Genomic DNA, 20,555 nt, shown 5'->3' on the forward strand with positions numbered 1-20,555 from the left:
ATTCCGCTAATCCCTCATGAGCAATGACCGCACGAGCGGGCGGGGGCCTGTCGACCGGAGCATCGAACTGGCCGGCCGCGGACGCACCCGCTGGGGCCACCAGAACCAACGGCCCAGCAGCGCGGCGATCGACGGGGTCATGAACGCGCGCACCACCATCGCGTCGAACAACAGGCCCAGGCCGATCGTCGTGCCCACCTGACCGAGCATCAGCAGATCACTGACGATCAGCGAGGCCATGGTGGCCGCGAAGACCAACCCGGCCATGGTGACCACCCGACCGGTGCCGCCCATCGCCCGGATCAACCCGGTCTTCAAACCGGCGCCGACCTCTTCCTTCATGCGGGAGACCAGCATCAAGTTGTAGTCGGAACCGACCGCCAACAAGACGATCACCGACATGGCCAACACCACCCAGTGCAATTGGATGCCGAAGATGTGCTGCCACACCAAGACCGAGAGGCCGAATGACGCGCCGAGCGAGAGCACCACCGTCCCGACGATGACCAGCGCGGCGATGACGCTGCGGGTCATCAGCACCATGATCATGAAGATCAGGCAGATCGCCGAGATCAGGGCGATCAGCAGGTCGTAGATGGAGCCCTCGACCAGGTCCTTGACCCCGGCCGCGGTGCCGGACAAGTAGACCTCCGAACTCTCCAGCGGGGTCCCCTTGAGCGCCTCCTCGGCCGCGATCCGGACCGGTTCGACCAGCGCCATGCCCTCCGTGGTCGCAGGATCCCCGCGTTGGGTGATCAGCATGCGCGCGGCCTTGCCGTCCGGCGACAGGAAGATGTCGGTGACGCGCTTGAATTGCGGGGACTCGATGATTTCCGGCGACAAATAGAAGGAATCGTCGTTGTTCGACGAGTTGAATGCCTTGGCCATCGCGGTGGCGGTATCTGCGGAATCGTCCATCTGTCCCAGAATTCCGGACATGGTGCTGAACATCGTCAGCATCATGGTGCGGCTGGACTCCATGGTCGAGATCATCGTCGGAAACTGCAGCAGCATCTGCGGCATCAGCAGCGCCAATTTATCGAGATCCTTGACCATTTCCGCCATGGTGCCGCTGACCTGATCGACACCGTCGAGCGCCTCGAAAATGCCTCGCAACGACCAGCAAATGGGAATGTTGTAACAGTGCGGTTCCCAGTAGAAATAGTTTCGAATCGGCCTGAAGAAGTCGTCGAAGTTCGCGATGTGGTCGCGCAATTCGGTGGTGGTGTCCTGCAGTTCGTGGGTGGTCTCGACCATCCGTTGCGTCGTGCTGACCATCTCCTGCATCAGCGCGTACATCCGCTTCATCAAGGCGATGGTTTCGGCCATCTCGTCGGCCTGCTTGCGCATGTCTTGCATGCGCGCCTGCTGGAACGGAAGCGCAAGGCGCTGACTGGCATTGGACATGCTGATCATGTACGGAATGGTGGTGTCCTCGAGCTGCGTACCCTCAGGTCGCGTCACCGACTGCACGTTGGCGATGCCCGGCACCTCGAAGATCGCCTTGGCGAGCTTGTTCAGGACCAGCAGGTCCGTCGGGTTCCGCATGTCGTGATCGGACTCGATCATGAGCAGTTCGGGCGTCGCCATGACCGCTGCGGGGAAATGGCGCGCCGCAGCCTTGTAGCCCTGATTGGCGGAAATGTTCTCCGGGATGAATTCCTGGTCGCTGTAGCTGGGGTTGTAGCCCGGCAGGGTGAGCAGACCGATCATCGCCAGCGCCATCGTCGCCACCAGAATCGGACCCGGCCATCGGACGATGGCGGTGCCGATACGCCGCCAACGCCGGGTCATGACATTTCGCTTGGGATCGAACTGGCCGAAGCGACTGCCGAGCGCAATGGTGGCCGGCACCAGGGTCAGTGCCACCGCGACCGCCACCAAGATGCCCAGCGCGCCCGGGATACCCAACGGCTGGAAATGGGGCAGCCGGGTGAAGCTCAGGCAGGCAATGGCTCCGGCGATCGTCACGCCGGAGGCCAGGACCACCTTCGCGACCGAGCTGAAGGCGGTGTAATAGGCCTGTTCCCGGGTTTCGCCCTGTTGTCGCGCCTCTTGATACCTGCCGAAGAAAAAGATCCCGTAGTCGGTTCCGGCCGCGATGCCCACCGAGACCAACAGGTTGACCACGAACGTCGTCAGTCCGACGACCCCGTGCATTCCGAGATAGGCGACGAGACCACGGGCCACTTGCAATTCGACGAGGACCGCGAACAGTAGGACTATGACGAGGATGAAGGACCGGTAGAAGAACAACAGCATCAAGAAGATCACCGCGATGGTGACCAGGGTGAACAGCAGGACCGTCGCGGCCCCACTCTCGCCCGCGTCCGCGGCGATGGCCGCCGGTCCGGTCAGGTAGGTCTCGACGCCCGGTGGCGAGGGCGTGTTCTCGATGATCTCCTGAACAACCCTGACGGCCTCGTTCGACTCGGCCTGCCCGAAGCGGCCGACCAGGTTGATCTGGACGAAAACGGCCTTCCCATCGGCACTTTGGGCGGCTCCGGCCGTGAGCGGGTCGCCCCAGAAGTCCCGGACGAACTGCACATGTTCGGGTTTTTCCTCGAGCTGACGAATGATCTCGTCGTAATACTCATGGGCGTTGGCGCCAAGCGGCTCCTGGCCCTCGAGGATGATGACCGCGACGCTCTCCGAGCTCGGCTCCTGGAAGACCTCGCCCATGCGCACCGCTGCCTGGATGGCCGGGGCTTCCGTGGGTGTCAGCGAGACCGCATGCTCGCGTTCCACCACCTCCAGCGGCGGGACCGCCACCGTCGCAAGCACGGCGAGCGCCAGCCACCCCAGAATGATCAGCGGCGAGAAGGTGCGGATGAAGGACGCAATCCGCGGGCGCGACGACCGCTGCGTCTCCGTGGTTTCGGTGGTCATGCGGCCTGCACGAGGCAAGAGGTGAAGGCGTTTACCTGATTGGCGACTTTCTCCTCCTGGACCTCATCGTCGACGATGATCCGACAGCCGATGGTGCTGCCATCCCCCTGCGCCATGATGCTGCCGATGGTGGTCGTCTGGTTGACCTCAAATTCCAAGGTCCAGGGCAGGCTGACATCCTCCACGAATTGCGGATCGGTGTCGGCATCGAAATAGCTGATATTGGCTACCGAACCCGGCGACCCGAACACCTCATAGGTCAATCTCTTCGGGTTGAACGCTTCCGTCTGGGCCTGTTCCGAAGTCCCGTACGTCGGGCGTTGTTCCGAGCCGAAAATCCCATGCAGCCTCGACACGGCGAAACCACCAGCGCTGAACACCACGAGCGCCAGCAGCGGTATCCACAACCGCTTCAGAAGCCGCAAAATGGTAGTTCTCCTCCGTTAACTTGCCACACCCGGCGCGATGGTGCGCCGCACTCGCAAACACGTGGCCCCCCGAGGCCGCAACTCAGTTCTGGAAGAGTAAACCATGCCCATGGCCAGCGTATAAGGCGGTTCTGGGCGCCTTTAGAACCGGCAAATAGAGGCACCTGTGAATTTGCCTGTGGGCCTGCGGGAAACTGCACCGCAACGATTTCCTGGCGAATGCCCGATAGACCGTCTCTTAGACTTGGTACCGACAATCTCTGGCACGACCGTGCAACTCACGGTCGGCACGGGCGTCCCGCTTCTGAGAGTGCGGCCTGCCCTCCCGTCGCCGGCCGGTAAGTTCGGTGTGGTGAACCGTTCAGACGGCGACAAGGCCGACGCGAACACCCTGACGGGGGTCTCGGAGACCGCGCTGCTGACGCTGTACGGGCGGGCCCATCAGGCCGGACACCGGGACGCGATCATCGAGGACCCGATGGCCATCCGACTGGTGGAGGCCATCGACTTCGATTTCGAGAAGTTCGGCCGTAAGGGTCAGGAGATGGCGCTGCGCTCGCTGGCCTTCGACCGCGCCGCGCTCAGTTATCTGTCGCAGCATCCGACAGCTACGGTTGTGGCGCTTGCTGAGGGACTCCAAACCAGTTACTGGCGCCTGACCGAAGCCCGGCCCGACCTTCAGTTCTCTTGGCTGACCGTCGATTTCCAGCCAATCATCGATCTTCGGGAACGGTTGCTGCCGTCGTCCCCGCGAATCGGGACGCTCGCACAGTCAGCACTGGACTACTCGTGGATGGATCAGGTGGACACCGGCAACGGGGTCTTCATCACCGCCGAGGGCCTGCTGATGTACCTGCAACCCGAGGAGTCGATGGGATTGATCAGGGAATGCGCGCGCCGCTTCCCCGGCGGCCAGATGATCTTCGACCTCCCCCCGGTGCTGGTGAAGAAGTTCGCACCGAAGGGCGTCCGGTCCTCCCGGCGCTACCGCGTCCCGCCGATGCCGTTCAGCCTCAAACCCGCCGAGTTGGCGGATCTGGCCAACACCGTGCCGGGCATCCGCGCGGTCCACGACCTGCCGATGCCGCGCGGGCGCGGGTGGGCGTTCGAGAAACTGTTCCCGGCGTTCTGGCAATGGAAGCCCACCAAGCAGTATCGCGGCACCTACACGCTGCTGGAGTTCGGCTGATCCTGCGCTGACAGTTCAGAGCGCGAAGGAGAATCCGCCGTTGACACAGATGGTCTGGCCGGTGATCCACGAGCCCTGATCGCTGGCGAGCAGCAGGACGAGGTTGGTGACGTCGTCCGGCACCCCGGGGCGACGGATGGCGTAGTTCTGCAGAATTGCCTTGGCCTGAGGCGAATCGGCTTGCTCGGCCCACAGCGGTTCGGTCAACGGGGTCCGCATGGTGCCCAGCGAGATGTTGTTGGCGGTGATGTTATAGCGGCCGTTCTCCAGCGCGAGGCTGCGCGTCAGACCGGCGGCGCCGGCCTTGGCCGCGCCGTACACCGCACCACCCGGATCCCCGGCGCGCCCGGCATCGGAGACGACCGTGAGTACCCGCCCCCACTTGTTGGACACCATCGCCGGCAGGACCGCGCGGGTGCAGTGCAGCACCCCGTACAGGTTGACCCGCAGGAAGGCTTCCCAGTCGGCGGGTTCGGTCTCGGCGAAGCGGGCCCGGGTGGCGAAGCCCTCGGCCCCGGCGTTGCCGGCGTTGTTGACCAGGACATCGGGCGGCGCGTGCGCGGCCAGCGCCGCCGTCACCGCGTCGTAGTCGGTGACGTCGAAGGGCGCGGACGCGGCAGTGCCACCGGCACTGCGGATTTCGCCGGCCACCTCCTCACAGCGTTCGGCACGCAGATCATTGACCAATACCTCGGCTCCCGCCTGCGCGCAGGCCAGGGCGATACCTCGGCCGATGCCCTGCCCGGCGCCGGTCACCAGGACGCGGCGCCCGTCCAACCGCGGACCGGCACTCACCGCGTCGCCGCCGGCGTGAACTCGATGTGCAGTTCGGTCAAACCGCGCAGCAGGAAGGTCGGGTCGTAGGCGTAGCGACGGTCGCCAGCCGGGCCGTGGAACTCCTCGTCGATCCGAATGTCGCTCATGCGCTCCAACATACGACGCACGGTGATCTGCCCCTCCACCCGCGCCAACGGCGCGCCGGCGCAGGTGTGGATGCCGCGGCCGAACGCGATGTGTTCGCGCACGTTCTTGCGGTCCGGCCGGAACTCGTGGGGATCCTCGAACTTGCGCGGGTCCCGGTTGGCCGCCCCCAAGCACAGCATCACGATGGTGCCGGCCTTGAGGTGTACCCCGCCGAGCGTGGTGCTCTTGCGGACCAACCGGAAATCGATCTTCGTCGGGGAGTGCATCCGGAGCGACTCTTCGATGAATGTTGGTATCCGGTCCGGGTTTTCGCGCAGCAGCTGCTGGTAGTCCGGTCGATCGCCCAGGCCCTGGACCGCGGCGCTGAGCAGCTTCGTGACGGTCTCCTGCCCGGCGGCGAACAGGAACGTCGCGGGCTTGACGACCTCCAGCAATTCCGGGGTCGAACCGTCGGGATACACCGCGGTGGCCATCCCGGACAGCACGTCCTCGCGGGGTTCGCGGCGGCGCTCGGCCAGGTATCCGGCGAACTTGTCGTCCAGGTACTGCAGCGGGTCCAGCCCCACCGGCTCGCCGTCGAGGGCGCCCACCCGGGTGCCGCCGGGCTGCTCGGCACCCAACGCGGCGAGGAACTCCGGACGGTCCTCGTCGGGCACCCCGAGCAGGTCGATGATCGCCGAGGTCGCGAACGGCTTGGCGTACTCGGATAGGAACTCGCACTTACCATCTGCGCCGGAGGGATCCATGATGTGGTCGAGCTGGCTGTCCACCAGCTGCCACATGTACTCCTCGTTCTCCTTGAGCCGCCGCGGCGTCAGCAGCTTGTTGAGCAACGACCGCGCCCGCTCGTGGGCCGGCGGATCCATGACCACCATGTGCTCGTGGATGGGGAACAGATGGCGGTGCGCCTCGATCTGTTCGCTGATGTCGTCGCCCTCGGGTTCGAACGGCAGCGGGGGGAACGGGCCGCCGATGGCGTTGACCGCGGAGAACGAATCGTGGTCCTTGAAGGCGGCCATCACCTCCTGGTACCCGGTGACGGCGACGACGCCGTAGTGCGGCTCGCGGAATACCGGTCCCTGTTCGCGCAGGTAGTCCCAGTAGGCGTAGGGGTCCTGACTGATCTCGGGATCGGAGAAATAGTCGACGGAGGCGAGGTCGGTCATGGGTGGGCCGTCCTTTCGGCGAGGGTGCGGGGGCTGACGAGGGGGCGGTTCACTGCTCTTCGGTGATCGTGATCGCCCCGCGCGGACAGGCGTCGACGGCGGCGCGGACCTGGTCCCAGTACTGTCCCGGCGGCCGTTCGACGCAGGTGGCGACGTCGTCGTCGGTGAGGTCGAAGATCTCGGGTGCGGTCTCGATGCACAGTGCGTGACCTTCACACAGCTGCGGATCGACCCACACTCGCAGTGTGCAAGCGCCCACGGTCATGTCTCCTCCACGGCTCAACACTGATCGATCGATCAAACTGTTAGAATGCGCCATGCCTATCACGGCGTCGGACGGACGGTCAAGCATGCTCGCGACGGAAGCCCGCTGAATGCCGGCACCCCGCAAGACCAAATCCGCGGACAACGGTGCGCGGCAACGGCTCATCGAGGCCACCGCCAAGGTGATGCGCGAGGAGGGCTACGCCGCCGCCACCTCGCGGCGGGTGGCCACCGAGGCCGGCGTCAAGCAGGCGCTGGTCTATTACTACTTCCCCACCATGGACGACCTGTACGTCGAGGTCCTGCGCGCCGGGGCCGAGGTGTCCCTGGCCAACATGCGCGCGACACTGACCGACAACGATCCGCTGCGCACCCTGTGGCTGATCAACAGCGATCTCCGGATGACCGGGTTGAACACCGAGTTCATGGCGCTCGCCAACCACCGCAAGGCCATTCGCGCCGAGCTCAAGTCCTACGCGGAACGGGTGCGCGATATCGAGACCGCCGCCGTCACCGTCGCCCTGCGTGCCGCGGGTATGGACCTCGAGGAATACCCGCCGGCGGCGGTGTCGATGATCATCGCCCAGATCGCCCGCAGCCTCTGCAACGAGAGCGCCGTCGGGGTCACCTTGGGCCACGAGGAACTGCGCGCGTTCATGAAGCGCCAGCTCGACCTGTTCGCCGGCCCGTCCCCCAGCCCCTGAACCACCAGGGCTGTCGCCGGCATTCGCGGGCAACTGGTTGACAGGTCGGTCGATCAGTGCCACGCTCCTGATCGATCGACCAAAATGGGTCGGACATTCACACGCCGGTCGGGCGATTGCTTGCAGGCGTCGCAGAGAATTGAGGTGAGTCATGGGCGGACGGGTAGAAGGCAAGGTTGCATTCATCACCGGTGCGGCGCGTGGGCAGGGGCGTAGTCACGCGGTGCGCCTGGCCGAGGAAGGCGCCGACATCATCGCGATCGATGTGTGTCGACAGATCAGCAGCGAGAGCCAGATTCCCGCGGCCACGCCCGACGATCTCGCCGAAACCGCCGATCTGGTCAAGGATCTCGGCCGCCGCATCGTCACCGCCGAGGTCGATGTGCGTGACTACGACGCGGTGAAGGACACCGTCGACAGCGGCGTCGAACAGCTGGGCCGGCTCGACATCGTCGTCGCCAACGCCGGCATCGGCAACGGTGGCGACACCCTGGACAAGACCAAGCAAGAAGACTGGGACGACATGATCGACGTCAACCTGTCCGGCGTCTGGAAGTCCGTCAAAGCCGCAGTGCCGCACCTGCTCTCGGGTGGCAACGGCGGTTCGATCATCCTCACCAGCTCGGTCGGCGGCCTCAAGCCGTACCCGCACACCGGCCACTACATCGCCGCCAAGCACGGCGTCATCGGCCTGATGCGCACCTTCGCCGTCGAACTCGGCCAGCACTCCATCCGAGTCAACGCCGTGTGCCCCACCAACGTGAACACCCCGCTGTTCATGAACGAGGGCACCATGAAGCTGTTCCGCCCCGACCTGGAGAACCCGGGCCCCGAGGACCTCAAGGTGGCCGCCCAGTTCATGCACGTGCTGCCGGTCGGGTGGGTCGAACCCGTCGACATCAGCAACGCGGTGCTGTTCCTGGCCTCCGACGAGGCCCGCTACATCACCGGCCTGCCGGTCACGGTCGACGCCGGCAGCATGCTGAAGTGACGAGGGCCGGCACCGCGTGAAACTCGCCTTCAGCCTGCCGCACATGTTGCGGCTCAAGGCAATGACCCAGCCCTGGGAAGCATCCGTGACCGGTGCCGATCAGACCCGCATGGCCCGTTGCGCCGACGAGTGGGGCTACGACATGATCGCGGTGCCGGAACACTTCATCATCCCGACCGAGCACCTCGAGCTGTCCGGTCCGCATTATCTGCAGTCCACCGTCGCGCAGGCCTACCTTGCCGGGGCGACCAGCCGGATCATGCTCAACTCCTGCATCACCGTGCTGCCGCTGCAACATCCGATCGTCCTGGCCAAGACCCTGGCCACGGCCGACTGGATGAGCAGCGGCCGCATGATGGTCACCTTCGGGGTCGGTTGGCTCAAGGGCGAGTTCGACCTGCTCGGGGTGCCGTTTCACGAACGCGGCCGCATCGCCGACGAGTACCTGGCCGCCATCGTGGAGCTGTGGACCAGCGAGACCCCGCGCTTCGAGGGCAAGTACGTGTCCTTCGACGACGTGGCGTTCGAGCCGAAACCGGTTCAGCAGCCGCATCTGCCGATCTGGATCGGCGGCGACGCCGACGCCGCGTTGCGCCGGGCGGCGAAGTACGCCTCCGGCTGGTGGTCGTTCCTGACCCCGCCGGATCAGCTCGCCGAGCGGCTCGACTTCATCAAGTCCCAACCCGAGTACGACGGTCGGCCCTTCGACGTCGTGCACGGGCTGGGCACCACCCGGGTCGGGGAAGGTCATGCGGTGCAAGACGATCCGCACGGGCGTCCCGGTATGAGCGCGGCGGAGATCGTCGACCGGCTCAGTTGGCTCGGCGAGCAGGGAGTCACCGTCAGCGCGGTGCCCATCCCGCCGGTGCGCGGCGTCGACGAGTATCTGGATTACGCGCAGTGGGTGATCGAGGAGATCAAGCCGCAGGTGCCGTAGCCGCATACCTGCGCTACTGCTCCTCCGGGCGGGGGGCGGCCCGCTGCTCGAGCCAGCCGGCCAAGGAACGCCCCGCCTCCAGCACGTGCCGTTCGGCGATCACTCGGGCCCGTTCGGCATCCTTGTCGGCCAGCGCGTCGAGGAGTTCCTCGTGCTCGTCCAGCGAATGGTTCTCGTGCTCGGGAAACAGCGTGAGGAAGTTCGACGGCACAACGCGGGCGGCTTGACGGATCTGGGTGAGCAGGCGCGGTGAGTGCGCAGCGCGGTGGATCTCTTGGTGGAAGCGCCAATTCGCTTCGCCGATGGTGTCGTCGCCGGCGCGCGACGCCACATCGGCGGCCAGAGAGCGCAGTTCGGCCAATTCGTCTGCGGTGATTCGTTCGGCCGCCCACGCTGCCGCCTGGCCGGTGAGGACGCCCAGGATGGTGAACGAGTCCATCACGTCGTCGACGTTGGCGCCGATCACGGTGATACCGCTGCGCGGCGCGATCTTGACCAGGCCCTCGAAGGACAGTTCCAGCAGTGCCTCGCGCACCGGGGTGCGACTGGTGGCGAATTCCTCGGTGATCGAGTCGAGGTCGATCCGCGTACCGGCTGCCATCGCACCGGTCAGGATTCGGTCCCTGAGCTCGCGGGCGGCGCGTTCTCGCACCGTCCCGGAGATGTCCATCGCCATGGACGCACTCTACCGCCCACCAGATCAAGCATTTGAAATCTGATGTATCAGATGTTAGGTTCCAGCTATGGGTCAGAAGCGAACCGACCAGATGTCCTTGGTCGCATTCATGCAGGCGGGCAATGCCTCGGTGTACTCGGGATCGTGGCGCCATCCGGCGACCGAGCATGGCTATCTGGATGCGGCGTACTACGCCAAGGTGGGTCGACAGCTCGAGGAGGGCTGCTTCGATCTGATGTTCTTCGACGACCGGTTGGCGATGCCGGGCATCTACGGCCGGTCCGTGGCCGAGGCGGTGCGCTACGGCGCGCGGCCGGTCAAGCTCGACCTGTCGGTGGTGCTCGGCGTGCTGGCGGAAGCGACCTCGCACATCGGTCTGGGTGCCACCTACTCCACTACCTATTACGCGCCGTTCCACGTGGCCCGTACTTTCGCCACGCTCGACCACCTGTCCCGTGGCCGCGCCGCGTGGAACGTGGTCACCTCGGTCAACGACAGCGAGGCGCAGAACTTCGGGGTGCAAAGCCACCTCGGGCACGACGAGCGTTATGACCGCGCCGACGAGTTTCTGGAAGTGGTCTCCGGGCTATGGGAAAGCTGGGAGGACGAAGCCATCGTCGCCGACCGCGGGTCCGGCCAGTACGCCGACCCGACCAAGGTGCACGAACTGGGCCATGTCGGACAGTACTTCTCGGCGCGCGGCCCGCTGACCGTGCCGCGCACCCCACAGGGTCGCCCCCTCATCCTGCAAGCCGGCTCTTCGGGCAGAGGCCGCGACTTCGCCTCGCGCTGGGCTGATTTGATCTTCACCGGCGATCCCGGCTTCGACGTCGCGCGTGCGCACTACGCCGATCAGAAGCAGCGCATCGCCGAGTCCGGACGAGATCCGCAGACGGTGCGGATCTGCCCGATGGCTTACGCCGTGATCGGCGAATCCGAATCCCACGCCAAGGAACGCGAGGCGATGTTCCTTGAGGACCTGGTGCACCCGATGGCGTCGCTGACGCTGCTCTCGGAGCTGATGAACTACGACTTCGCCCAGCACGATCTGGACGATCCCATCACCGATGAGCTGATGGCTCAGGCCTCGGGTATCCGCGGGCTGGTGCAGGGGCTGCGTGAGCACATCGGCGGAACGGTCCGGGTGCGCGACCTCGCCGCTCACCGTGCCACGCTGCTGCAGGGCCCGCGGTTCGTCGGCACCGGAGAGCAGGTGGCCGATCAGATGGCCGCCTGGTTCGAAGACGGTGCGTGCGACGGGTTCGTGCTGGCCGCCACCCACATGCCGGGTTCGTTCGAGGACTTCGTACGAATGGTGGTGCCCGAGTTGCAGCGCCGCGGACTGTCCCGCACCGCCTACCGGGGCTCGACGCTGCGCGACCATCTCGGCTTGCCGCGTCCGGAGTCCACCCACCGCGGCACCGAGGTGGCCGTCTGATGGCGAGTGCGACCACCGCGGGAATGCTCGACGGGATCCGAGTGCTCGACCTGGCCACGCTGGCCGCCGCACCACTGGTCGCCACCTATCTCGGTGAGTTCGGCGCCGACGTGATCAAGGTCGAGCAACCCCGACATGGCGACCCGATCCGCACCTGGGGCCACCAGCGCGACGGTGTCGGGCTGATGTGGAAGTCACTGTCGCGCAACAAGAAATCGATCACCCTGGATCTACGCCGCGAGGAGGGCCAGCAGCTGGTGCGCCGGCTCACCGAGCATGCCGACGTGGTGATCGTGAATACCCGACCGCAGACGTTGCGCAAGTGGGGCTTGGACCATGACGCCCTGCGCACTGTCAACGAACGCATCATCATGTTGCACATCACCGGTTTCGGCCTGACGGGGCCCAAGAGTGAACGGCCCGGGTTCGGCACCCTCGGTGAAGCGATGAGCGGATTCGCGCACCTGACAGGTGAGGCCGACGGGCCGCCGACACTGCCCCCGTTCATGCTGGCCGACGGCGTGGCCTCACTCAACGCGGCCTACGCGGTGATGATGGCGCTCTACCACCGCGACGTGCACGGCGCGCCGGGCCAACTCATCGACGTCAACCTGATCGATCCGCTGGCCCGACTGCTGGAACAAAGCCTGCTCGGCTACGACCAGTTGGGCATCGTCGGGCAGCGGGCCGGTAACCGCTGGGACATCTCGGCGCCGCGCAACACCTACCGGACCGCCGACGGGCGTTGGCTGGCAATGTCGGGCAGCTCGCCGGCGCTGGCGCTGCGGGTCTTTCGCGCGATTGGGCGCGAGGACCTGGTCTCCGATGCCGACTTCTCCGATCCGCAGCGCCGCTTGGCGCGGGCGGCCGAGGTCGACGCGGTGGTGGCCGAATGGGTGTCCGGGCAGACGCTTTCGGATGCCATGGCGGTGTTCGACGACCACGAGGTGGCCGCCGCACCGGTGTACGACGTGCGCGGGCTCCGCGAAGACGAACAACTCGCGCACCGCGAGGTTTTCGTCTCGGTGGACGACGACGAACTCGGCGCCATGACGGTGCAGGCCCCCGTCCCCAGGTTCTCCGGCGCCGAGCCCCGGGTCGAGGCCCTGGGGCCGCGGCTGGGGCAGCACAACACCGAGGTCTACGGCCAACTTCTCGGTTTGACGCCCGCGGATCTGGATCAGTTGCGCGCCGACGGCGTGCTCTGACCCCTTTGACTCTGACATCTTCATCTATGACACAAAGGAATTCACCCGATGACTGAACTGCTCCGTCGCTCCGAACTGGCCCTGCCGGCCTGCAATGACCACATGTTCGCCAAAGGCGTCAGCTGCGGGGCAGACCTGGTGTTCCTCGATCTCGAGGACGCCACCCCGGTGGGGCTTAAGGTCGAGTCTCGCGCCAAGGCGATCCGCGCGTTGACCGAACTCGACTGGGGCCGCACCGCTCGGGCAGTGCGGATCAACGCCCTGGACACCCCGTGGTGCCACGACGACATCATCGAGGTGGTCACGCACGCCGGCGCCCAACTCGACACCCTCGTGATACCGAAAGTCCGTACCGCCCGGGAACTCTGGTGGGTGGATGTGTTGCTCACCCAGTTGGAGGAGAAACTGGGCCTGAGCCGCAGAATCCGCCTGGAGGTACTGATCGAGGAAGTCGAGGGCTTGGCCAACGCCGAGGAGATCGTGCGGTCCAGTTCGCGCCTGGACGCGGTGATCTTCGGGGTCGGCGACTTCTCGTTGTCCCAGGGTGCGCGGGTGGACACCAACTTTGTGCCCATCACGGACTACCCCGGTGACTTCTGGGCGTATGCCCGCAACAAGATCATGGTTGCCGCGCGCATCGCCGGCATCGATGCCATCGACTCGCCCTACCCGGATTACGCCGACGTGGCCGGATACGAGGCCGAGGCACGCCGATCCTCGCTCTACGGCTACACCGGCAAGTGGGCCATCCATCCCAGCCAGGTACCGATCGCCAACGAGGTCTTCGCACCGACGCCCGAGGAGATTGCGTTGGCGCAACGCAACATCGAGGCCTACCGCGCGGCCGAGGCCGCGGGGCGCGGCGCCACCGGCGTCGACGGCGTGCTGGTGGATGCCGCGCACGTCAAGAAGGCCGAAGAAGTCCTGGCCCGTGCCGCGCTGATCGATGGTCAGCTGGTCCCGGTCGACGGATAGCGTTGGGCGCGGACAGCCTTGGCAGCGGCCACCATGTTGCGCAGGGAGGCGGTCACCTCGTCGGTCTTACGGGTTTTCAAACCGCAGTCAGGGTTGACCCAGAGCCGCTCGGCCGGAACGGCTTCGAGGGCCTCCCGTAAAGAAGCCACCATCTCCTCGGTGGACGGCACTCGCGGCGAGTGAATGTCGTACACACCAGGGCCCACGCCGTTGGTGAAACCGACGGCGTTCAGATCGCCGAGCACCTCCATGTGCGAGCGTGCGGCCTCGATCGACGTCACGTCGGCGTCCAGATCGGCGATCGCCCCGATCACCTCGCCGAACTCCGAATAGCACAGGTGGGTGTGGATCTGGATGGTGTCATCGACGCCGGAGGTCGACAGCCGGAACGCTGCCACCGCCCACGCCAGGTACTCCTGCTGGTCCTTGCCGCGCAACGGCAACAACTCCCGTAACGCCGGCTCGTCGACCTGGATGATGGACACCCCGGCGGCCTGCAGATCGACGGTCTCGTCCCGGATCGCCAGGGCAATCTGGTTGGCGCTGTCTGCCAACGGCTGATCATCGCGCACGAAGGACCAGGCCAATATGGTCACCGGACCGGTGAGCATCCCCTTGACCGGCTTGTCCGTCAGCGACTGCGCATAGGTGATCCACTCGACCGTCATCGGCTCCGGGCGCACCACATCGCCATACAGGATCGGTGGCCGCACACAACGGGATCCGTAGGACTGCACCCATCCGTTCTGGGTGGCGACGAACCCGTCGAGTTTCTCGGCGAAGTACTGCACCATGTCATTGCGTTCGGGCTCGCCGTGCACCAGCACGTCCAGCCCGAGGTCTTCTTGCAGCCGAACGACGTCGGCGATCTCCGAGCGCATCTGCTGCTCGTAGCCGGTCTGATCGATCTCCCCGGCCCGCAACGCCGCACGCGCCTTACGGATTGCGATGGTTTGCGGATACGAGCCGATCGTGGTGGTGGGCAGCAGCGGCAGTCCCAGCCGCGCGTTCTGCGCCGCGCGCCGTTGGTCGGCCGGGCCGCGCTGGGCACCGGTGGCCAGCACCGACGTCAGCCGCGCCCGGGTCGCGCCGACGTGCAACCGCGGATCCGCGGCCCGGTTGGCCCCCGCCGCGTTGGAGGCCTCTATCTCGGCGGCGACGGCGTCGCGGCCCTTGCGCAGCGCCACCGCCAGGGTCGCGACCTCGAACACCTTCTCGTCGCCGAAGGCGAGCCAGGTGCGCAGGGTGTCGTCCAGATCATCCTCGGCATCCAGCGAGTAGGGCACGTGCAGGGTCGAACACGATGTCGAAACCGCGAGTGAACCAACAGATCCCGACAACGAGTCCAAGGTATCCAGCGCCGATGCCAGGTCGGTGCGCCAGATGTTGCGTCCGTCGACCACACCGGCAACGACCAGCTTGTCGGCCAGTTCGGGCACCGCGGCCACCGCCTGCACCCCGCCGGCGACCAGGTCGACGCCGATCGCCTCGATCGGGCTGCGCGCCAACGCTGCCAGCGCGCCGTTCAGCGCACCGAAGTAGGTTGCGACCAGGATGTCCGGGCGTCGAGGGGCCGCCGCAAGCTCGGTGTACACCCGGTGCGCGAGCTTGGCCGCGTTGTCGAGTTCATCGGTGACCAGTACCGGCTCGTCCAGCTGGACCCACTCCGCGCCCGCGTCGGCGAGCTGGGCCAGCAGTTGCACATAGAGCGGCAGCAGCTCATCGATGCGTTCGATCGGGGCGGCGGCGCCGTCCACGGCTTTGCTCAGCGCGAGGAAGGTCAGCGGTCCGATCACGACCGGCCTGGCCGGCACCCCGAGCTCACGCGCCTCGGCAAGTTCGGCCAGCACCTTCTCCGGATGCAGCGAGAACGTGGTGTCCGGGCCGATCTCGGGGACGATGTAGTGGTAGTTGGTGTCGAACCATTTGGTCATCTCCAGCGGGGCGACCTCGGCGGTGCCTCGCGCCGCCGCGAAGTAGCGGTCCAGTTCGTCGTCGATCCCCTGCACGCGCGGCGGCAGTGCGCCCAGCAGCACGGCGGTATCGAGCATCTGGTCGTAGTAGGAGAACGTGTTCACCGGCACGGAATCCAATCCGGACCGGGTCAGCGACGTCAGCGTCTGGCGACGCAACTCGGCGGCGACCTCCTCGAGTCGGGCGCGCTCGACCCGGCCGGCCCAGTAGCCCTCGGCGGCGCGCTTGAGTTCCCGATTCGGCCCGATGCGGGGTGCACCCAGAATGGTCGCGGTGAATGGTGTTGCCATGGAACGTCCTTCGGTACGACGGAAAGCACATCGCCCATGGACGGGTAACGAGAGCAACCAGCAGCCCTCGGCCATCCGCCCATTCCTCGAGGCGATGCACCGTCGGACGCGGCGCGTCCGACACAGCTGGCAGGTCTTCGGACTCGCAGGCGCGCACCGTGGTCGGTGCTCCTAATGGCCGTCGCTTCCCGGTAGCTATGCGCTGCTACCAGTGCTGATGACGGCGGTCGTTCCTGCATACCGCTGCGGGACAGTCCCGGATTCTCACCGGGTTCCCTCTATCGGTCCACCCGGGTGGGTGAACCGGTCGATGCCTTCCGTGCGGATGCACGAAAGGCAAACCAGCTGCACCCGGCATCTTAGCTCTTAGCCCCTTCGCCGGGGCCCGCCGGCCCAGGCTGCGATACCGCAGCGCCGCTGCTCCTCCCAGCGTTCCGGGTTCTAGTCGCGGGGCCGGGCCCGGGTTCCCTCGGTGCGCGCCCGGTTCCAGCTGCGCTGGATGACTTCCATTGTGGCCCAGGTTTTCACCGGCGTGGGCCCGCCGCGTTCCTGCACGGTGCCGTGCAGCCAGGCGATCCCCAGGGCCGCGGCACACGCCGCTGCGTTGTGGGTGCCCTCGAAATCGAAGGTGCGCCCGCCGAACGACAACGTCGCCCGGTGCGGCAGCGACACCCCGTCCCGGGTCTGCCAGGCCACCTGAGAATCGACGTCCTCGTTGGCCGCGATCACCGCCGGCTCCCCCTGCCGGTGGTAGGTGGCCGTCGCGTAACCGCCGGCGCCCAGCATCGCGTTGCCGGTCTCCCAGTGGCCGTCATCGAACAATGCGCCCCACACGAACCAATAATGCTCGAGCTGCGCGATTTTCGAAACGTGGGCGCTGAGCCCGGGCAGACAGTACATCCGGTCGAGACCGCCGTAGCCCCCGACGACGGGCGAGCCCTCGATGGTCCCGGTCACGGTGCAACCAGAGCTCGTGTAGCCGACGTCATCGGGCGGCCCGGGAACGCTGATCCGGGTCACGTTGGACGGCAACGGCGTCAGGGTGACGTCGATGACGTCGTCCTCCTTCCACACGTACCGCGAGGGCCCGAGCGAGACGGTCATCGCGTGTTTGGCCGCCATAGTGACGTTGCCCGACAAGACCGTGTGTTCCCCGTCGACCTTGGTCCACACGATCGGACCCCAGTACAGGTCCTGCTCGCCGGGCACGCGGACCGTCCTCGGATACGCCCACAGATCCGGCGGGCACTCGTGCAGGGTGAAGTCGAACGCCGCGCTGGCCGACAAGGTCCGCACCAATTGGTAGCGCTTGCCGTTGGCGGTGTCCGCCATGGCCCACAGGAACATCAGGTCGTTGTGCAGGCCGGCGAACTGCGCATCCCGGGTGGAATGGTCCTGGTCGGCGGCGTCGGACAGGGTCACCGTCGGAACGATCCCAGCGGTGGCGATATCGAACTTCGGCACGGTTGCCCCTTCTCGCGACACAAGCTGTGCAGGCAGCATCACTGTAGCCGTTACTGTTGGCCTTTAAGTAGGAACGGTGCGACTGACCCGGTGTGCCCGGGCGCTTTGTGGGCACACTGCATCCATGGAGACTCACGAGTACGCCCCCGGCCGCAGCGTCGACGTGTTCGGCGACCCCGCCCATCCCACGGTGCTGCTGTGGCACGGCACGCAGACCGACGCCCGACACACCGTCGGTTCGCTGGCCGAACTGCTCGCCGGCCACGATCTGCGGGTGGTGGTGCCCGATTGGAACTCGCACGCCGACGATCACGGTCGCTCCGATCTGCTGGCCTCGGTGCGGTTCGCCCGGGCCGGAACGGCCCAACCGCTGGCCGTGATCGGGTGGTCCCTGGGGGCGGTGGCCGCGGCGGGTCTCGCGATCGGGGCCGCCCAGTACGACGTGAGCGTGCGCCACGTCGTCGGCCTGGGTGGCGCCTTCATGGTGCGCGATCCGCTGACCGGCGAGATGCTCGGGCCGCGACTGTCCGCCGACCAGCGGCGCGCGCCGTTCACGCTGCTACACGGCGCGGGCGATGACGTGGTGCCGCTACAGGCCAGTCGGGACTTCGCCGTCGAACTCGAGCGGGCCGGTTGGCCGGTCCGGGTCATCGAACTGGACGCCGATCACGGCAATATCGCAGGGGCGCAGTACAACTCAGCCGAAGACCGCTACGAGCCGAGTGCCGATCCCAACACCCGGCAGGTGGTCACCGAAGTGGCGGAACGCGTCGCCGAGGCGCTGGCAAATCCACCCAAACCCAGGTGACCATCGTCGGATACGACCGGGACCATCAAGCAGGACGTTCGTAGTCAGAGCTCGTGCAGTTCATGACCAGACCACGTAATTGGCCCCACTCGCAGGCCAATTCCCTGATCCATCAACCGGCGCTCCGCGTCCCACACCTCGTCGTAATCGCGCCCGTCGCCGTCGAATTGCTGCAACAAGCGAGCCACGAGGCTTGACACCGTCATGTCGCGTTCCGCCGCCAGCACCTTCGCGCGGCGAATCAACTCCTCGGGCATCGACAGGGTGATGCTCTTCGTCGACATGGGCTTCAGTGTAGGACTGAGGCAAGGTTGGAGGGCGGCCGACAAAGCTCTGTTCGACCGCTCTCTAGCCCCACTTGAGCGTGATCGCCGGGTTGGGGCGGTCTCTGGGCGGCCCCTCGATCAAATGCCGTCACCTCCGGGTGACGGTCATCCACAGGGATTGACTGGCGTGCGTCCGCACCCATCCCAGGCTGTGCACAACTGTCAAACACCGGGTGACGGGTTTCAATCGAAGAGCCGCGTGGAGAGCGGCGAACCCTGGTGGAAGATGGAAATCCTCGACGGTTGACAACAGGCCGCAGACATCAACTGCGCGGCATCGTTTCTAGCCCCTCACCCGACCGCGGACTTCGACGGCGGCGCCGACCCGCCCTGGGGTTCCCGCGCCACCATCAGTCGGGCGATCTTCTCGCGATCGGCGACCGACGGCATCCCCATCCCCCGCTGATACCCGTAGACCTCGTGCAGCGGGGTCGACTCGGTCCGGCCGTCGAGGATGTCGACGGAATCGGTGCTGATCAGCCCGGGATGCTCCACGCCGCAGGCCTCGGCCACCTTGACCAGGTCGCGGCGCAGCGTCTTGATGTAGTTGGCCACCCGGACGGCCTTCTCGTCGGGCACCAACCCGCGGCTCAGCCACGCGTTCTGGGTGGCCACCCCCGTCGGGCAGGAGTCGTCGTGACATTTCTGCGCCTGGATGCAGCCGACGGCGAGCATCGCCTCGCGCGCCACGTTGACCATGTCGCAGCCGAGGGCGAAGCCGACCACCGCGTTGTCGGGCAGGCCCAGCTTGCCGCCGCCGATGAACGTCACCTGCTCGTGCAGGCCGCGTTCGGCGAACTCGCGGTACACCCGCGAAAAGCCGAGTTGGAAAGGCAGCGACACGGTGTCGGTGAAGGTCAGCGGGCCCGCGCCGGTGCCGCCCTCGCCGCCGTCGATGGTCACGAAATCCACCCCGCGATCGGTGTCGCGCATGAGGTCGGTCAATTCGGTCCAGAAATCGAGGTGGCCGACCGCGGACTTGATGCCCACCGGCAGCCCCGTCTCCGCGGCCAACAACTCCACCCAGTCGAGCAGGCTATCGGTGTCGGAAAACTCCGCGTGCCGCGACGGGCTGACGCAATCCCGCCCCCGCGGGATGCCGCGGGCCGCCGCGATCTCCGCGGACACCTTGGCCGCCGGCAAGAGGCCGCCCAGGCTGGGCTTGGCGCCCTGGCTGAGCTTGATCTCCAACGCGCGCACCGGCGCGCCGGCCACCACATCCTTGAGCTTCTCCAGGTCGAAACGTCCCTGGTCGTCGCGGCAGCCGAAGTACGCCGTGCCGATCTGGAACACCAGTTCGCCGCCGTGCCGGTGGTACCGCGAGATGCCGCCCTCGCCGGCGTTGTGCAGGCAGTCCGCCAGCGCCGCCCCGCGGTTCAGCGCCTCCACCGCGTTACCGGACAGCGACCCGAAGCTCATGGCCGAGATGTTGACCACCGAACTGGGCCGAAACGCGTGCGGGCGGTTGCGGGCGGCGCCCAGGACCTTGGCCGACGGCAGCTGCACCTCCTGCGCGCCCATCGGCTCGGACAGCGGGATCGCCCGGCCGAACGTGCGGTGCTTGATCACCGGGTAGCCGATGGTGTGCTCGATGTCGTTGTCGGTGCCGAACCCGAAGTAGTTGTTCTCCTGCTTCGACGAGGCGTACACCCACCGGCGCTGGTCGCGGGTGAACGGGCGCTCCTCGTTGTTGGAGGCGACGACGTACTGCCGCAGTTCGGGGCCGACGGCCTCGATCAGGTAGCGACCGTGCCCGATGACCGGGAAGTTCCGCAGGATCGAATGCTTGCGCTGGAAGACGTCGCGGACCGCGACGGCCGCCACCGCCGAGGCCGCCGCGGCGGCGACGGCACGAAAGGGCTTGATCATGCCCACAGGGTTGCCCGGGGACACCGATGTAAACG

The 20,555-nt window shown here is 66.4% G+C and carries 18 protein-coding genes and 1 riboswitch; of the genes, 8 read left to right on the top strand and 10 right to left on the bottom strand.

Annotated elements, in window-relative coordinates; all coding sequences use genetic code 11:
- Positions 1-6 precede the first annotated feature (6 nt).
- Positions 7-2,889 (bottom strand): MMPL/RND family transporter, encoded by a 2,883-nt coding sequence (locus EL338_RS24580; protein WP_126336133.1) that lies wholly within the window; start codon positions 2,887-2,889, stop codon positions 7-9.
- Entirely contained in the window at positions 2,886-3,305 is a 420-nt protein-coding gene (locus EL338_RS24585; protein WP_126337116.1) for an MmpS family transport accessory protein, read from the bottom strand. The genes EL338_RS24580 and EL338_RS24585 overlap by 4 nt, the downstream gene beginning before the upstream one ends.
- 361 nt (positions 3,306-3,666) lie before the next feature.
- On the opposite strand from EL338_RS24585, the gene EL338_RS24590 reads away from it, so the two are divergent.
- Positions 3,667-4,506, top strand: coding sequence for a class I SAM-dependent methyltransferase (locus EL338_RS24590; RefSeq protein ID WP_372939434.1), 840 nt, complete (start codon positions 3,667-3,669; stop codon positions 4,504-4,506).
- A 15-nt stretch (positions 4,507-4,521) separates the two neighbouring features.
- On the opposite strand, the gene EL338_RS24595 is transcribed toward EL338_RS24590, so the two are convergent.
- From EL338_RS24595 to EL338_RS24605, 3 genes are read right to left on the bottom strand one after another with little or no spacing between them, the layout of a single operon-like run.
- The gene (locus tag EL338_RS24595) at positions 4,522-5,301 is read right to left on the bottom strand and encodes an SDR family NAD(P)-dependent oxidoreductase (RefSeq protein ID WP_235666287.1); all 780 of its coding nucleotides are present in this window, start codon (positions 5,299-5,301) and stop codon (positions 4,522-4,524) included.
- Positions 5,298-6,596, bottom strand: a complete 1,299-nt coding sequence (locus EL338_RS24600; protein WP_126336137.1) for a cytochrome P450 — start codon at positions 6,594-6,596, stop codon at positions 5,298-5,300. The genes EL338_RS24595 and EL338_RS24600 overlap by 4 nt, the downstream gene beginning before the upstream one ends.
- 49 nt (positions 6,597-6,645) lie before the next feature.
- Entirely contained in the window at positions 6,646-6,840 is a 195-nt protein-coding gene (locus EL338_RS24605) for a ferredoxin (RefSeq protein WP_126337120.1), read from the bottom strand.
- 130 nt (positions 6,841-6,970) lie between these two features.
- Here EL338_RS24605 and EL338_RS24610 point away from each other — a divergent pair, with 130 nt between their 5' ends.
- From EL338_RS24610 to EL338_RS24620, 3 genes are all read left to right on the top strand, one after another.
- Entirely contained in the window at positions 6,971-7,564 is a 594-nt protein-coding gene (locus EL338_RS24610; protein WP_126336139.1) for a TetR/AcrR family transcriptional regulator, read from the top strand.
- 151 nt (positions 7,565-7,715) lie between these two features.
- Positions 7,716-8,555: a mycofactocin-coupled SDR family oxidoreductase gene (locus EL338_RS24615; protein ID WP_126336140.1), complete on the top strand. Its 840-nt coding sequence runs from the start codon at positions 7,716-7,718 to the stop codon at positions 8,553-8,555.
- Positions 8,556-8,571: 16 nt separating this feature from the next.
- Complete coding sequence (locus tag EL338_RS24620) at positions 8,572-9,492, top strand: TIGR03619 family F420-dependent LLM class oxidoreductase (protein WP_163791924.1); 921 nt, start codon at positions 8,572-8,574, stop codon at positions 9,490-9,492.
- A gap of 13 nt (positions 9,493-9,505) precedes the next feature.
- Here EL338_RS24620 and EL338_RS24625 read toward each other — a convergent pair whose 3' ends face one another.
- Positions 9,506-10,168: a GntR family transcriptional regulator gene (locus EL338_RS24625; protein ID WP_126336143.1), complete on the bottom strand. Its 663-nt coding sequence runs from the start codon at positions 10,166-10,168 to the stop codon at positions 9,506-9,508.
- Positions 10,169-10,235: 67 nt separating this feature from the next.
- Between EL338_RS24625 and EL338_RS24630 the strand changes: the two genes are divergently transcribed.
- Genes EL338_RS24630 through EL338_RS24640 form a run of 3 tightly spaced genes read left to right on the top strand, consistent with a single transcriptional unit; the run spans position 10,236 to position 13,789 of the window.
- Complete coding sequence (locus tag EL338_RS24630) at positions 10,236-11,606, top strand: LLM class flavin-dependent oxidoreductase (RefSeq protein ID WP_126336145.1); 1,371 nt, start codon at positions 10,236-10,238, stop codon at positions 11,604-11,606.
- A gap of 23 nt (positions 11,607-11,629) precedes the next feature.
- Entirely contained in the window at positions 11,630-12,814 is a 1,185-nt protein-coding gene (locus tag EL338_RS24635; RefSeq protein WP_126337121.1) for a CaiB/BaiF CoA transferase family protein, read from the top strand.
- Between the two features lie 48 nt (positions 12,815-12,862).
- On the top strand, positions 12,863-13,789 hold the full coding sequence (locus tag EL338_RS24640; RefSeq protein WP_126336147.1) for an HpcH/HpaI aldolase/citrate lyase family protein: 927 nt from the start codon (positions 12,863-12,865) through the stop codon (positions 13,787-13,789).
- On the opposite strand, the gene metE is transcribed toward EL338_RS24640, so the two are convergent.
- Positions 13,765-16,053, bottom strand: a complete 2,289-nt coding sequence (gene metE, locus EL338_RS24645) for a 5-methyltetrahydropteroyltriglutamate--homocysteine S-methyltransferase (protein ID WP_126336148.1) — start codon at positions 16,051-16,053, stop codon at positions 13,765-13,767. The genes EL338_RS24640 and metE overlap by 25 nt on opposite strands.
- 111 nt (positions 16,054-16,164) lie before the next feature.
- Positions 16,165-16,376: riboswitch (cobalamin riboswitch) on the bottom strand.
- Positions 16,377-16,494: 118 nt separating this feature from the next.
- Positions 16,495-17,517, bottom strand: coding sequence for a hypothetical protein (locus tag EL338_RS24650; protein ID WP_126336149.1), 1,023 nt, complete (start codon positions 17,515-17,517; stop codon positions 16,495-16,497).
- 124 nt (positions 17,518-17,641) lie between these two features.
- Here EL338_RS24650 and EL338_RS24655 point away from each other — a divergent pair, with 124 nt between their 5' ends.
- Positions 17,642-18,325 carry an alpha/beta hydrolase gene (locus tag EL338_RS24655; RefSeq protein WP_126336151.1) on the top strand — a complete coding sequence of 228 codons (684 nt, stop codon included), beginning with the start codon at positions 17,642-17,644 and terminating at the stop codon, positions 18,323-18,325.
- 44 nt (positions 18,326-18,369) lie between these two features.
- Here the strand turns inward: EL338_RS24655 and EL338_RS24660 are convergent, their stop codons facing one another.
- Positions 18,370-18,609, bottom strand: coding sequence for a DUF6364 family protein (locus EL338_RS24660; RefSeq protein ID WP_126336153.1), 240 nt, complete (start codon positions 18,607-18,609; stop codon positions 18,370-18,372).
- Between the two features lie 333 nt (positions 18,610-18,942).
- A complete protein-coding gene (locus EL338_RS24665) occupies positions 18,943-20,520 on the bottom strand; it encodes an FMN-binding glutamate synthase family protein (RefSeq protein ID WP_126336155.1) in 1,578 nt (525 codons plus the stop codon).
- Positions 20,521-20,555 lie beyond the last annotated feature (35 nt).

Origin of the sequence: Mycolicibacterium chitae, from assembly GCF_900637205.1 — a bacterium.
In the GTDB taxonomy this organism is placed as follows: domain Bacteria; phylum Actinomycetota; class Actinomycetes; order Mycobacteriales; family Mycobacteriaceae; genus Mycobacterium; species Mycobacterium chitae.

What these genes read in the sequence shown, in the direction of transcription:
- EL338_RS24665 (WP_126336155.1), bottom strand. Translation starts at nt 20,520, where the DNA reads ATGATCAAGCCCTTTCGTGCCGTCGCCGCCGCGGCGGCCTCGGCGGTG.
- metE (WP_126336148.1), bottom strand. Translation starts at nt 16,053, where the DNA reads ATGGCAACACCATTCACCGCGACCATTCTGGGTGCACCCCGCATCGGG.
- EL338_RS24625 (WP_126336143.1), bottom strand. Translation starts at nt 10,168, where the DNA reads ATGGCGATGGACATCTCCGGGACGGTGCGAGAACGCGCCGCCCGCGAG.
- EL338_RS24630 (WP_126336145.1), top strand. Translation starts at nt 10,236, where the DNA reads ATGGGTCAGAAGCGAACCGACCAGATGTCCTTGGTCGCATTCATGCAG.
- EL338_RS24610 (WP_126336139.1), top strand. Translation starts at nt 6,971, where the DNA reads ATGCCGGCACCCCGCAAGACCAAATCCGCGGACAACGGTGCGCGGCAA.
- EL338_RS24640 (WP_126336147.1), top strand. Translation starts at nt 12,863, where the DNA reads ATGACTGAACTGCTCCGTCGCTCCGAACTGGCCCTGCCGGCCTGCAAT.
- EL338_RS24600 (WP_126336137.1), bottom strand. Translation starts at nt 6,596, where the DNA reads ATGACCGACCTCGCCTCCGTCGACTATTTCTCCGATCCCGAGATCAGT.
- EL338_RS24635 (WP_126337121.1), top strand. Translation starts at nt 11,630, where the DNA reads ATGCTCGACGGGATCCGAGTGCTCGACCTGGCCACGCTGGCCGCCGCA.
- EL338_RS24655 (WP_126336151.1), top strand. Translation starts at nt 17,642, where the DNA reads ATGGAGACTCACGAGTACGCCCCCGGCCGCAGCGTCGACGTGTTCGGC.
- EL338_RS24580 (WP_126336133.1), bottom strand. Translation starts at nt 2,889, where the DNA reads ATGACCACCGAAACCACGGAGACGCAGCGGTCGTCGCGCCCGCGGATT.
- EL338_RS24660 (WP_126336153.1), bottom strand. Translation starts at nt 18,609, where the DNA reads ATGTCGACGAAGAGCATCACCCTGTCGATGCCCGAGGAGTTGATTCGC.
- EL338_RS24615 (WP_126336140.1), top strand. Translation starts at nt 7,716, where the DNA reads ATGGGCGGACGGGTAGAAGGCAAGGTTGCATTCATCACCGGTGCGGCG.